General features: G+C 47.7%; 12 protein-coding genes. 11 read left to right on the top strand and 1 reads right to left on the bottom strand.

Features of this window, described 5'->3' with window-relative positions; genetic code table 11:
* Window positions 1-26 precede the first annotated feature (26 nt).
* From PQ461_RS08945 to PQ461_RS08900, 10 genes are all read left to right on the top strand, one after another.
* Window positions 27-806 carry a helix-turn-helix domain-containing protein gene (locus PQ461_RS08945; RefSeq protein WP_274303440.1) on the top strand — a complete coding sequence of 260 codons (780 nt, stop codon included), beginning with the start codon at window positions 27-29 and terminating at the stop codon, window positions 804-806.
* Window positions 807-857: 51 nt separating this feature from the next.
* The gene (locus PQ461_RS08940) at window positions 858-2,354 is read left to right on the top strand and encodes a serine hydrolase domain-containing protein (protein WP_274303438.1); all 1,497 of its coding nucleotides are present in this window, start codon (window positions 858-860) and stop codon (window positions 2,352-2,354) included.
* A 129-nt stretch (window positions 2,355-2,483) separates the two neighbouring features.
* The gene (locus tag PQ461_RS08935) at window positions 2,484-3,941 is read left to right on the top strand and encodes a S41 family peptidase (RefSeq protein ID WP_274303435.1); all 1,458 of its coding nucleotides are present in this window, start codon (window positions 2,484-2,486) and stop codon (window positions 3,939-3,941) included.
* 4 nt (window positions 3,942-3,945) lie between these two features.
* Window positions 3,946-5,631 (top strand): alpha/beta fold hydrolase, encoded by a 1,686-nt coding sequence (locus PQ461_RS08930; protein WP_274303434.1) that lies wholly within the window; start codon window positions 3,946-3,948, stop codon window positions 5,629-5,631.
* A gap of 693 nt (window positions 5,632-6,324) precedes the next feature.
* On the top strand, window positions 6,325-6,930 hold the full coding sequence (locus PQ461_RS08925) for an RNA polymerase sigma factor (protein WP_274303433.1): 606 nt from the start codon (window positions 6,325-6,327) through the stop codon (window positions 6,928-6,930).
* A complete protein-coding gene (locus PQ461_RS08920) occupies window positions 6,927-7,367 on the top strand; it encodes an anti-sigma factor (RefSeq protein WP_274303431.1) in 441 nt (146 codons plus the stop codon). Before PQ461_RS08925 ends, PQ461_RS08920 begins: the two co-directional genes overlap by 4 nt.
* A gap of 53 nt (window positions 7,368-7,420) precedes the next feature.
* Window positions 7,421-7,861 (top strand): hypothetical protein, encoded by a 441-nt coding sequence (locus tag PQ461_RS08915; RefSeq protein ID WP_274303429.1) that lies wholly within the window; start codon window positions 7,421-7,423, stop codon window positions 7,859-7,861.
* On the top strand, window positions 7,858-8,277 hold the full coding sequence (locus PQ461_RS08910) for a hypothetical protein (RefSeq protein ID WP_274303427.1): 420 nt from the start codon (window positions 7,858-7,860) through the stop codon (window positions 8,275-8,277). Before PQ461_RS08915 ends, PQ461_RS08910 begins: the two co-directional genes overlap by 4 nt.
* Window positions 8,278-8,282: 5 nt before the next feature.
* Entirely contained in the window at window positions 8,283-9,572 is a 1,290-nt protein-coding gene (locus PQ461_RS08905; protein ID WP_274303425.1) for a pepsin/retropepsin-like aspartic protease family protein, read from the top strand.
* The gene (locus PQ461_RS08900) at window positions 9,569-9,871 is read left to right on the top strand and encodes a hypothetical protein (RefSeq protein WP_274303423.1); all 303 of its coding nucleotides are present in this window, start codon (window positions 9,569-9,571) and stop codon (window positions 9,869-9,871) included. Before PQ461_RS08905 ends, PQ461_RS08900 begins: the two co-directional genes overlap by 4 nt.
* 184 nt (window positions 9,872-10,055) lie before the next feature.
* On the opposite strand, the gene PQ461_RS08895 is transcribed toward PQ461_RS08900, so the two are convergent.
* Window positions 10,056-11,597, bottom strand: coding sequence for a sensor histidine kinase (locus PQ461_RS08895; RefSeq protein WP_274303420.1), 1,542 nt, complete (start codon window positions 11,595-11,597; stop codon window positions 10,056-10,058).
* Window positions 11,598-11,610: 13 nt separating this feature from the next.
* Between PQ461_RS08895 and PQ461_RS08890 the strand changes: the two genes are divergently transcribed.
* Complete coding sequence (locus PQ461_RS08890) at window positions 11,611-12,690, top strand: HEPN domain-containing protein (RefSeq protein WP_274303418.1); 1,080 nt, start codon at window positions 11,611-11,613, stop codon at window positions 12,688-12,690.
* Window positions 12,691-13,029 lie beyond the last annotated feature (339 nt).

Genomic DNA, 13,029 nt, shown 5'->3' with positions numbered 1-13,029 from the left:
CCGTACCTTTAACCTAGGAAACAGTCATGATCAACCTCGAAAAAGGACAATACTTAGGAACCAACCGGCAGTATCCTAGCCAGAGCGCGCTCAGCTTCATCGACACCGCCTACAAAGAAAAAGTCTTCAACGGCTGGCACGCGCATGAACGTGCGCACCTAACCCTTGTACTGAATGGCGGCAACCTGGAAAAGCGCAGTAAAAGCGAAAAAGCCCTGTTGGCCGGACAGGTTATTTTTTACCATAGCCAGGAACTGCACCGGAACGATCATACCCTATTTCCTTCGCGTAACCTCAACATGGAGATTGACAATAGTTTTTTTAGTGAATACGGCATAACAGAACAGCACATCGCCCGGGCTTTAAGCGCCGGACGGCTGACGTCGCTGGAATTTACCCGGCTGTTCCACGAAACCATCTTCAAGAACCCCGCTACACCGGACAGCCTCCACCTGCTGCTCTTAAGCTTTACCCAGGACGCGGGCAGATCAACTCCGGACTGGCTGATCCGCCTAAGGGAGTTATTGAATGATCAATGGGATCAGTGGCCCACATTGTCCGAACTGGCGGCCGCGTGTGAAGTACACCCGGTTACCCTTTCCAAATACTTTCACCGCTATTTCGGCTGTACGCTGGGTGCTTATATGCGCAAGCTTAAAGCGCAGCATGCCCTGGCCATGATCCGCAACGGAAGGTACAGCTTGTCAGAGATTTGCTATACCTGCGGGTTTGCCGACCAGAGCCACTTTATCCGCAGTTTCAAGGATGCTACCGGGATGCTGCCCAAAAAGTTCAAAAAATTCTAAGCGGCTAAATCCGTTCTATTTTTGCGGTCTACACCACTTTAGCTTTGCCAAATGAAAAAGAAACTCATATTTCTGGCCTCCGTGATGATGTGCACGCTCGGAGTTATGGCGCAAAGCCTGGCGACCCGCCTGGACAGCCTGTTCAAAGTAACTACGGACCGGCAAATGTTCAACGGCAATGTCCTCGTGGCGGAGGATGGCAGAATTATTTATCAAAAATCCTTCGGCTACGCTGACTTTGAGCAGCAACGCCTTAATGACAGGTCTACCGGATTCCAACTGGCCTCCTTGTCTAAAGTGTTCACCGCTTTAGCCGTCTTGCAGCAGTACGAAAAAGGCAGATTGAAACTGGATGATCCCTTCAGCAAATACTTCCCAGCATTTCCTTATAAAGACATTACGATACGCGGTTTACTTTCCCATACCTCGGGATTGTCAGACCAAGACCTGGATGCCGCTTTCACCGATTTCGAAACTAAAAGTAAACGCCGCCCCGCGAATCAGGACTTTGTGCCGATCATTGCCAGTGCGAGGGTCAAACTGAAACTCGCACCGGGACAGAAATGGTGGTATTGCAACCTGGGTTATGAGCTGCTGGCTACACTCGTTGAAAAAACCTCCGGGCAGCCCTTTGAAAACTATTTGAGGCACCATATCTGGGTACCGGCAAACATGAAAGACACCTATCTGAAAATGCCCGGCATTTCAGCTAAAGCAGCCAAGGCCAACAATTACGACTATGAAACACGGTATTCACCGGTCCGCATCCGGGTGGACCTGAACAAGCCAGACTACACGGAACAAAGCTTTGGGCATAGCAATATCGTGAGCACCACCGGCGATCTGCTGAAATTGGATCAGGCACTCTATAAAGGGCTGCTGTTGAAAAAGTCCACCATCGATCTGGCCACCACGCCTGACAAATTAAAAGACGGTTCCGATAATACCGTCTGGATGAATATCGGCGGTATGGGCAAAGCGCTCGACGGCCTGGGCTGGTTCATTTTCAAAGATCAGTCAGCGGGGAAAACCAGCTGGCATGCCGGCGGGATGCAAGGCGCGGTAACCATCTTACTACGCAACACTGACCGCAAACAAACGGTGATCCTATTGGATAATACCGGCAGCGAAGGGATATACAAAACTGCGCTGAATGCCCTGCATATCCTGAATAACCAGCCGCTGGTGCCCAACAAAAAGAACTTGTCCCGGATCTACGGGCGGGCGCTGCTGGAGGGCGGTATGGATCATGGCATGACCTTATTGCAAAGCTTTAAACCAGATACCGCGAACTATAATTTGACGGAGGATGATATCAATAACCTTGGTTATGCCTTAATAGCCTCCAGGCACCAGGCGGAGGGCCTGGAAGCACTCAAGGTAAATTGCCTGCTGTACCCGCTCAGCGACAACGTTTTTAACAGTTATGCCGAAGCCCTCGCCGGCAGCGGCAAAAAGCAGGAAGCCATCCTGATGTACCGGCGATCACTGGCACTCAATCCGAAAAACGAGGATTCTCAAAAAGCGCTGCAAGCTCTGTTAAAATGATCAAGGCCTAATCGAAAACTTTTCAAAATTATTGCAACCGTCCCCTAAGTTAGCGGTCTAATGAACCTTGAAGAAACGCAAGCAGAATAATGGCATAAATTGAATCAAAGACTTAAATAACCTTACCTTATGAAGATAACCCACAAGCTTAACAAGCGATCGTTCAACGTCTTCTTTTTCTACCTGCTCTTTACCGGCTCTCCGTATGGCAATTGCCAGCAGGCAAAGCAACCCGCGTTTTACGCCGCTAAGGAAGTCCGGGAAGACTTTCATTACCTGTATACAACGCTTCAGCAAAACCATTATAACTTGTTTGTCAATACCCCTAAAAAGGAATATGACCAAGCCTACCGGGAGCTTGAAGGCAAGATCAAGGACCATATGTCGTTGATCGAGGTCAACCGACTGTTCCAGCCCTTCATCGCACTTTCCGGCCTGGCTCATTGCAGCATTGCTTTTCCGTTCCGTCCGGCCTATCTCGACTACCTGAAGCAAGGCGGCAAAGTATTTCCGCTCGATATCGCTGTCAACCATGAGCAGGTATACGTAACCGATAATTACAGCAAAGATCCTACTATCAAAGCCGGTGACGAGATCATCACGATCAATTCCAGGCCGACGCTTTACACCCTAGATCAGCTCTATAATTACTTGTCCGGTGAGAATAAAGCCTTTAAAAATACACTCATCGACCTGTACAATTTTTCCCGGCTCTACTGGCTGGTGTTCGGGCGTGCAGACCACTTCAAACTGCGCTTGAAACGACCGGACAGATCAAGCTATGAAATCCTCCTGGCTGGCATTCCAGCTAAAAAACTGGAAGAGCATGCCGGCAAAAAAAAATCGATCTTCCATTCCGGCAGGGAGTTTAAGTGGATAGGCAAAGTCGCTTATCTGCATCCGGGCGCCTTTATGAACACCGAATCCGATGAGAACACCTCCGATCACCGAACCTTCGAAAATTCTTCATTCGTGCGTTTCATTGACAGCGCCTTTCGGCAGGTAAGGCGGGCCGGAACGACGCAATTGATCATCGATCTGCGCGGCAATCCAGGCGGCGATAATTCTTTCAGTGACCATATGCTGGCCTACTTCGCCAGGCAACCCTTTTCGTTCTGTTCCAGCTTTTCGGTCAAAACTAGTGCGCTGACCAAATCTTTTTGGCGAGATGTTACGGACACCGCGCTGGCCGCCTTGAAACAACAAATAATGACCCAGCCGGACGGTACGATATTTCAAACGAAGATTATCAAGCATCAACCTGTACCAGACAGCCTTCGCTACAGCGGAAAAGTGTATGTACTGATCGACCGCTATTCTTATTCAAATGCTGTAACCACCGCGGCAACGATACAGGATTACCATTGGGGTTTGCTGGCTGGCGAAAGGACTTCGGATGTACCGACCACCTATGCCGCCATCCATGAATTTAAACTGCCGCATACGGGAATGGAAGTCAGTTATCCCAAAGCTTTTATCGTCCGGCCGAACGGCGACCGGTCAGCGCGGGTCCTGGAGCCTGATCTTCAGCTTAAAGAACCAATGCTGGAGGGAATGCTGTTGTACATAAAGAAACACAACGAATGATCTGATGAAACGCATCAAATACTTTATCTTATGCTATATATTTTCCGCGAGTAGCTATGCCCAGGCACAAATGCTTTACAGCAAAGCGATAGGCAACCCTAAAAATGAGGCGCTTATTTTTATACATGGTGGACCTGGCAGCAATTCAGCCACCTTCGAAGCCACGACAGCTAAAAAGCTGGCAAATAAGGGTTTTTATGTGGTTTTCTACGACCGGCGCGGTGAGGGCCGCTCCGTAGATACCCATGCACTGTACACCTTCCAACAAACCTTTAATGATCTGAACGCTGTCTACCGTAAATATCATTTAAAAAAAGCGCACCTGATCGCCTTCAGTTTCGGAGGGGTAGTGAGCACTTTATACGCCCAAAAATACCCGGAGAAAGTGAAATCCCTGCTATTGACCAGCGCGCTGCTTTCCTTACCCGAAACTTACCAGACCATCATCAACCGTTGTGATGCTATTTACCGTACGAAGAGTGATAGCGCAGGATTGCGCCAGCTAAATGAATTGCGTTCGCTGGATCGTGGATCTTACGCCTTCCGAACAGGCTGCTTTAAGCAAGCGTCCTTGAACGGTTTTTTCCATACGCCGCATCCAAATCCCCTGGCGCAGGAGCTTTATGCTGCTGTCAAGACCGACACGCTGCTGACGCGTTTACCCGTGGATACCAGCAGCCGTGCCAGTAAGGCATTGTGGCGACACGAGCATTATTCCATGCTGAATATGATGCCCATTTTAAAAACGCTCCCCGCAAAAGGCATCCGCTTATTTGGGATCTATGGTAAGGATGACGGTTTATATACCCCGAAACAGATCGCCGCTTTACGCACCCTGACCGGCAAGGATCACCTGCTTTATCTCGACAGCGCCGCACATTACCTGTATGTGGACCGGCAGCAGGCATTTATAAACGCTATTTCCCAATGGCTCCTGCCAATTCAGGCCCAGGTCGACCTGATGGAACCTTTCCGCGACTATAAACTGAAAGGAAGTACAACGATATATGACTATAAGAACAAAAAATGGCTTTTTTCAGACCAGGCAGATGCTGGTGTGGCCATGTTACCGGCTTCGACCTTTAAGGTCGTCAATATCCTGATCGCGCTAGAGGCCGGCACGATCAAAGATGAAAACGAGATCGTCAAATGGCCGGGCAGCACCGATACCGTCAAATACGGTTACCGCCCCGAGATCTATCATGATATTAGCGTCAAAGAAGCCTTCGAAGTTTCGGCCGGCTGGGCCTTTGTCGAACTGGCCAAAAAGATCAACCGCAATATTTACCAACATTACCTCGACGCCTGTGGCTATGGCAACCATGACCTGACCGAAAAAGGTGACGATTTCTGGAATTTCGGCACCTTCGGTATCTCCCCCCGTAACCAGGTGGAATTCCTGATCAAGGTCTACGAAGGAAAGCTGCCTTTCTCCAAACGAAGTATCGACATCCTGAAAAAGGTCATGATCACGGAAAAAACACTTAATTATACGATCCGGTCCAAGACTGGCTGGACCAAGACCGGTAACCGCGACCTGGGCTGGTGGGTCGGTTATGTCGAGTGCAAAGACAACGTCTTTTTCTTTGCAACACGATTAATCAAACCCCGTGCCGGGGTCAATTCGAATTTCGGTAATGCCCGGAAGGAGATCACTAAAAATATATTGAGGCAGTTAAGGGCCTTATAAAGTAAATAGCTATTAAGCATTTTTACATTATATTTTTACAATGCCTGTAGGCTGTGTATGAAAACTACTTAAGTCAGTGGTGTGCGTTCTCAGCTGAAGAACTCCGGCTGGTCCCGGCGGCCAGTAGCGAAAAAAATACGCAAATGACAATCCATACTCCACGAAGGTGAAGTTTGGCAAAGCAATTGTTTAATTACAAGTGGCTGTTTCAGGCTTTACAGATTTCGTCCTGATGGAACGGACCATACCCTTCGCTTCGGTGTAGAAAATTAGTGGATCACCGACCAGGAAAGTGTAACGGTCTTAAGGCATAGCCGGGCATAACAGCGGCCTTCGCTTTTTTAGCCTGGTCCATGGCGCTGCCTGCAATCGTGACAACAGCGTAATTGGATTCGGTCCAGATCCGCTTTCATGATCTCAACAGGGGAAACTTCTCGGTCTCTTATCCATTTGGCAAGGCTCGTATCCTGGAAATAAATTGGCGTAGCATTATTTTTTTGCGCTTTCATATCTTTTTATGTGTATGTTTTTATTTACGGTCCTGTTTGTCAGGTACCGGAACAAAAATAACAAGCGATGCACGCTTAAAAAGAAGTCAAATGACATTGACATTTGTCACAGAATTTAGCGAAAAGACATTGCATTGTTAAAAATAATTGCAACCGTCCGCTACCTAAGCGGTCTAATAAAATATTGAGCACGAAATATGAATTTCCATATGCAGAGGAGCAACTGGTAAAAAAGATACTGGGCGGGGACAGGTATGCGTTTCACTTATTGATCAAACATACCGAGAAACTGGTTACGCAACTGGTATTCAAAATGATCCCGGTAGCTGAAGACCGGAAAGACATTGCCCAGGAAGTTTACTTAAAAGCCTACAGCAGCTTGCCGAATTTCAGGTTTCAGTCGAAACTGAGCACCTGGATCGGGCAGATCGCTTATCATACCTGTTTGCATCAGCTGGAAAAGAAGCGCCCGGTCCTACTGGAAACCTTCTTTGATGATCAACAGGACGACCCGCTGGTGCAGTTGGCGGATGCTGGTCAGAGCGGGGAAAATGAGACGGAAGCCAGGTTATTTGCCGGCGAGCTGGCGGGCACGATAACCCGGGCACTACAGCAACTACCGTTGATCCAGCAAACGATCATCGGGTTGTATTACCAGGAAGAATTGAATCTGGACGAGATCAGTGTCATCACCTGTTTACCCGGAGGTACTTTAAAAAGCCATTTATTCCGGGCGCGCCAGCAGTTGAAACAGATCTTATTAAAGCAAAAACAACTCGGAGAACTATGAAAAGTGGACATTTGAACGACGAAGAGCTGCAGCAGGCTGCGGAAAATCCGGAACTACGAAGTGGTTTGATCCAGCGGCACCTCAACCAATGCGCGGATTGCCGGCTAAAGGTTGAAAATTACAGCGCTATCGAAACTGGCCTTGCACACACGGCATCCCCGGCTTTCGATTTTGACCTGGCAGCGCAGGTCATGGCGGCATTACCGGTCAGGAAAGCACCTTATTACTGGCTCCCAACGGTCGCCGGCATCCTTGGCGGTCTCTCGATCATTGGCGCCATCGCGGTGGCCTACAACCGGCTGAGTAGCCTATGGGACAGCCTGCCATCGCCGCTGGTTTATCTGGCGGTCATTCCGGCGCTGGTTTTACTGGTCCTGCAGCTACTGATCACTTATAAAGATCACCGGCGTAAAATGGACACTTTTTTAAATGCTTAATTTCTTGCAACCGGAATGACCCTCGCCGGTCTTATTCCCTGTCATTCATAAACATGAAAAAAATAGTTAGCCTTATACCACTGCTGCTCGCCGGTTTGATCGCCAGTGCTAACCCGTCAGCAGATACGGCAGCGGCCGGAAACGAAACGGTCCTGTTTACGCTCAATGCCTTAGCAATACTGCTGGTCATTTATATCGCCTCCAGTTTTTTACTCGCGCTGGTGCGGCTTTTCCTGGGTGACCGGCTGCGCCGGACCTTGTTGGAAAAAGATGCCAGTGAAGAAGTGATCACCCGGATGCTGCCCCCCGCCGATTCCATGCGTCAAAACGCCCTGCAATGGTGCTGCCTGCTGCTGGCAGCAGGGATCGGGTTAAGCATTTGTTATTATAACCAGCCACTGGGCCTGAATTCAGCGGTCATTATGAGCTTTAGCCTGGCAGCCGGCCTGCTGGCTTATTACCTGATCAGCAAACCCAAAAAGAGCGGACAATGAAAAGATTCCCCACTTGGCTGTTTGTTTGCCTTGTTTGCTTAGTTGTGGGCCTTACCGGTAAACTATTGCTGGATAAAGAGCATGACGGCCCCTACCGCACGACAGTTACCGTCTCGGAAAGTGATGCCGATCTTACGCTGCAGGCGAAGTACCCCCTGCGCAATGCTGTCAACATCACCCAAAAGCTGGAAACCTGGGCTGCGCAGTCAGCAAGCCGGAGCGGAGATATTCAGGATCAGCTCCAGCTCAGATTCAACGATGGTAGTTACTGCAGCGTTCACGCCAACGGAAGGGAACTGAAGATCAGCGCCTCCAAACGCGCCAACAACGCGGCGCAACTTGTCCGGCTTAAGCTGGATTACAAAGCGATCCGCGATCACATCGTTTCGCTGGCTAAAGAGAAACCCAAAAAATAACCCCAATGAAAATACGACAATTCTTCGCGTTATTGCTAACGCTTGGCATCGCCATGTTCCAACTAAACGCCGCAAATGCCCAAAACAAACTACCGGTTATCCGTTCCGGCGTTGCCGATATCAGCATCCGTGATGGCCGTCAACTGAGTAAAAACAGCTGGCACCTGAACCCGCAGACCAAACCGGATGTGTATTTCGTGCAGGTACCGCGGGGGAACCGGAAGGTCACCTTTATCAGTGACCGGGATTCGATCTCTTTTGTCCCGTCTTTTGGCAAGATCTATGATTTTGTGGTCCTGCTGAACGGCAAAGACAGTTGCCTGACCCGCATATCTGCCAATTATGACGGTGCGCTACCTCATGAGGGAAAAACAGTTATAGATACCATCCCCTTCACCATGAAGAATAGCCGTATCTATTTTAAGGGCAAACTGAACGGCCGCAAAGACTTCAATATCATGTTCGACCTTGGTGCCGGTATGACCTGTATCAACAGTCAGGCCGCAGCCAGGTCAGGCATCAGGTTCGACGATAAGATCAGGGTACAGAATACCAGCGGTACTAACAGCGAACCAAGCGGCAGCAGTAATACGCTGGAGCTCGGCCGGTTAAAATGGCAAAAAGTTCCTATCGTTCAGGTACGTAACCTGGCTGAGGGTGAAGATATGATCATCGGCAATACGCTTTTTCGCGATAAGATCGTGGAGATCGATTATGAAAAGAAGATCGTCATCCTCTCAGACAGTCTGTCTAAAAACACCGCCGGTTACAGCGCGTATGACGTCACCTATTATCAGCAGCGTCCCCTTTTTGAAATAAACGTCAAGATCGGTAGCAGGTATTATCCTTTCCATTTCCTTTTTGATACCGGCCGGGACGGCACGATGCTGATCGGCGAAGATTTTACCGCCCAATATGGCTTATGGGATCAGTACCGGTCCATCCTTACCCTCGGCAACAAGAAGATCGTCGTGATTCCAGAGGTAAGGATCGGCAACCGGGTGTTCCGGGAGATTGTCACCAATGCCAACGACCCGCAGCATCCGAACGGCAAACAGAGCCTGATCGGTAATGAGGTGCTGAACCAGTTCAACGTAATCCTGGATAACCAGCAAGGCATCATTTACCTCAAACCTAATTCCCTGCAAAACGAAAACTACGCCACCTACCGGGAATTCAAGCTGCAGGCGGCGCTAGTTATCACCGCCATCATTATTGGAATCGGCCTGGTCGTATTTGTCTGGCGCCAATGGCTTAAATATAAGAAAGCGAAAAGAAGTAAAAAGAACCTATGAAAATATTGATCACGGCTATTTTAATAGCTGCCGGGCTAAACTTTGCCCCGTCTTTTAGCTATGCCCAATCTACTTCCGGTAAAATAACCGGCCAGATGAAGGACGAAACGGGTAAAATGGCTGAGGTGGCTACAGTAACCCTTAAGCGCCAACAGGATTCGCTCATAGTCAAATCCACAGGGCTCGACCATAAAGGATGTTTTACCTTATCAGCCTTAAATTCGGAAGTTGTCGGCTATAACACAGCGTTTCTGGAATCTTACTGGTCGAAGGGTCTCCATCACCTATCGGAAGGTTAAACCCAAAATGGTTCATCCGATCGATCCAGATGGAAAGGTTGCGCAATTGTTGCAGCAGACATTTAATATCAGCTCAGAACAGATCGCTCAACTGAGCAGACGGTAACTTGCGGAAAAATGGGATAGATAATAACCGAGGCCTACAACAGCTACCAACGAAAACCAATATTGTTAAGTATATTATTTATCTTTCCAACCAGATCTCTGCTGATCGCACTGAATCAAAAAACTTAGTTACCACCGCACCCACAACCATATCTATTGTCCGTTCAGCAGCTAGCTGGCTGAAGGCGCTTTTGGAATGAACCCAGGCTAATTGCCGTATACCGGCAGTATCCATTAAAGGATAAAACTCCTTCCCTACCCAGTCGGTCGCATCTGTCCAGCTGCCCTCTACAAAAGTGTTATCCGCAAGGATCTTGGTTACTTTGAATTTCGTCGCCATAGCTAAGAGACGCAGGCAGGAACGCTTAACAGTGACGATGTTTTGGTAACCATGCCAAACGCAGATCACCCAATGCCTGACGGCGTCATAGCTGATGGTTATCGAAGCGTCTCGGAAGTGATCGTCCACATCCACTTCCACTTTGTCTGTTTGTAATATCGGAAGGCGGAAAGAAAATATAGAACCTTTACCATATTCACTTTCGATCCACATGCTTCCGTTGTGGCGTTTGATGATCTCGGAAGTAATATACAGGCCCAGTCCGAGTCCGCTGAAACGCATTGCTGTATTATCAATACGGTAATATCTGTCGAACAATTTATGCAGATGCTGTTTTTCAATGCCGATTCCTTCATCTGTTACTGAGACAACTATACCAGAATCATCCAAGGAACAGGCAACAGTGATGTCGCCACCTTGAGGCGAGTATTTGATCGCATTATTAAGCAGATTGTTCATGACCTGCTCCAACCGGTTGGGATCACCCTGAAATGTGATCTTATCGCAACTATTGAGTATGATCCGGTGCTTTTGAGTCGTTATCTGGATGCTCTCAATGCTTTCCGTCAAGATCTTTTCAATATCGACGTCTTGCATATCGTAGTTAAGTTTGCCTGATGTGATACGCGATACATCAAGCAGGTCTTTGATCAGTTTTTCCAAACGACGAATATGGTCATTTGACCGTGAAGCAAGTCCGATAAGTGTTTTTTGATCGTCCGTTCTTAGCATCATCTGATTAAAAGCCTTTACACTGGTAAGTGGTGTTTTCAATTCATGACTGGCTATCGAGATGAATTCATCTTTCTGCTTTTCCAGCTCTTTAAGCCGCTGGATATCTGTCGCTGTGCCGATCCATTGGACTATTTTCCCGGCCCCATCTTTGATAGGCTCAATATTTACTAAATGCCACCGGTAAAGGCCGTCTGCATTTTTTTCCCGAACTTCAAAGCTACCGCCTGTCTCTCCGGATAGTATCTCCGCATAGGTTTCAAGATTATATTGAAGATCATCTGGATGGATGACCTCCCGCCAACCCCACGCTTTGGTTTCTTCGAATGTCAATCCTGTATAGTCATACCACCGTTGATTATAAAAGTTCACCTCACCATTTGGTTCATTTGTCCAGGCAATAGCGGGTATCGAATTAAGTAATAGTTGCGCATGTTGTTGTTCTTCATGCAGCTTTTGCCTGGCAACGATCTGAGTGGTCACGTCAATAGCAGTGCCTGATATACGCTCAGGATCTCCTTTATCATTGTAATAAACGCGGCCAAGCAATTGGACCCAGCGAATGTTACCGTCAACTTTAGAGCAGTTACAGTGGATAGACTACCCTGCACACCTTTCAGAAGAAAAATTAATTAACCCTTACCTCGCAATTGATCATTTTTTTAAAGCATATACAGTCGGACAGTATGGTGAATTGCTTAGCGAGTGGCTGGAAACCGCATTATCTACCAGTGCCGCAGATGAGACGTTGGATGCATCGGATATCATTTACGTTTATGAAAACCTGCAAAAGCTTTATGAAGCGGCATGGGTGATTAGGCAACGGGAGGTAGAGCCACCGATCCTAAAAACGTTTGTGGCAGAAGTTCCTGATTTGGAGTCTGGTCCATTGTCGTCTGACCTGTCGTTGGTACCATTGCATTGTGCTTTCAATGGTACTCTTACTGTTACAGAAAAAATGGGAATAGATGAGTTGGTCAAGATCATACTAAGCCGTATTCCTTCTGTACAAATGATCATTCATTTGGGTACACATCCCAAACCGGAGGCGTATTATCTGTTGATAATCATCGATGAGAAGGACAAAGCATTTGAACACGATATCATACATACCATTGAAGCGTTTTGTAGACCCCTGATCGATGTTTGCGTAATAGCGCATAAATCTGACGCTTTTATTAGAGGTATCAATGAAGGCGGCCGCTTCTTCTGCAATGCGCTGATGAAATGCGAGATCGCTTATCGATCAGCCAACCTTATAATGCCGGAATTGCCATCTATTGACCGGGGCGTTGTTAAAATTCAAAACGAAGCGATCTGGAAGCGTTGGGGCAAACAGGGGAAAGACTTTTTAGATACGGCTTTGCATTGCTATGATGAAGGTAACTATGGCCTTTCACTGTTTCTCATGCATCAGGCCGTAGAGAGCGCTTTAAGTGCCATCATACGGATCAATTTAGGTTACCGGCTGTCGATTCATAATTTAGAGCGGATGTTACGGATCACTTTGATGTTCACGGATGATCTGACGGATATTTTTGAGATCGGCTCAGGCAAGGATGCCGGGCTTTTGAATTGCTGCAAAGTTCTTACACCTCTGCCAGGTACAAAGACGATTTCATTGCTGATGCGGATATGGTAAAAGGCTTGTCTGATATGGTCTGCAAGTGATTGGGTTAGCCCTGGCCTTACATTGATTATAATAAGTGAACGGTGTACAGATAGCTATCAGAAACCCTTTAATATAAGCCTCCCATAGTATTTATTGGTTCATTCCAGCCTTTTCATCTCTTTATCGACGTCTGCAAAGCAGTGTAACATGGGCCGCCTACGCGCTTTAGGCGGGTGTTCATTGACTTCCGAACAAATCTTCCAGTTCCTGATCATTCAAGCCGTTAACCTCATAAAGGTTAGCCGCTAGCGTTAATGCTGCTTTTACGAAAAACTCATTTTACACCGCATATCGGAAACGCTGGCCTTT

The sequence above is a fragment of the Mucilaginibacter sp. KACC 22063 genome, from assembly GCF_028736115.1.
In the GTDB taxonomy this organism is placed as follows: Bacteria; Bacteroidota; Bacteroidia; order Sphingobacteriales; family Sphingobacteriaceae; genus Mucilaginibacter.
The sequence above is the reverse complement of the archived record's forward strand: the minus strand, read 5'-3'. Positions and strand labels throughout refer to the sequence as shown.

Coding starts and splice junctions, on each gene's coding strand:
- PQ461_RS08945 (WP_274303440.1), top strand. CDS start 27: ATGATCAACCTCGAAAAAGGACAATACTTAGGAACCAACCGGCAGTAT.
- PQ461_RS08940 (WP_274303438.1), top strand. CDS start 858: ATGAAAAAGAAACTCATATTTCTGGCCTCCGTGATGATGTGCACGCTC.
- PQ461_RS08935 (WP_274303435.1), top strand. CDS start 2,484: ATGAAGATAACCCACAAGCTTAACAAGCGATCGTTCAACGTCTTCTTT.
- PQ461_RS08930 (WP_274303434.1), top strand. CDS start 3,946: ATGAAACGCATCAAATACTTTATCTTATGCTATATATTTTCCGCGAGT.
- PQ461_RS08920 (WP_274303431.1), top strand. CDS start 6,927: ATGAAAAGTGGACATTTGAACGACGAAGAGCTGCAGCAGGCTGCGGAA.
- PQ461_RS08915 (WP_274303429.1), top strand. CDS start 7,421: ATGAAAAAAATAGTTAGCCTTATACCACTGCTGCTCGCCGGTTTGATC.
- PQ461_RS08910 (WP_274303427.1), top strand. CDS start 7,858: ATGAAAAGATTCCCCACTTGGCTGTTTGTTTGCCTTGTTTGCTTAGTT.
- PQ461_RS08905 (WP_274303425.1), top strand. CDS start 8,283: ATGAAAATACGACAATTCTTCGCGTTATTGCTAACGCTTGGCATCGCC.
- PQ461_RS08900 (WP_274303423.1), top strand. CDS start 9,569: ATGAAAATATTGATCACGGCTATTTTAATAGCTGCCGGGCTAAACTTT.
- PQ461_RS08890 (WP_274303418.1), top strand. CDS start 11,611: ATGTTACCGTCAACTTTAGAGCAGTTACAGTGGATAGACTACCCTGCA.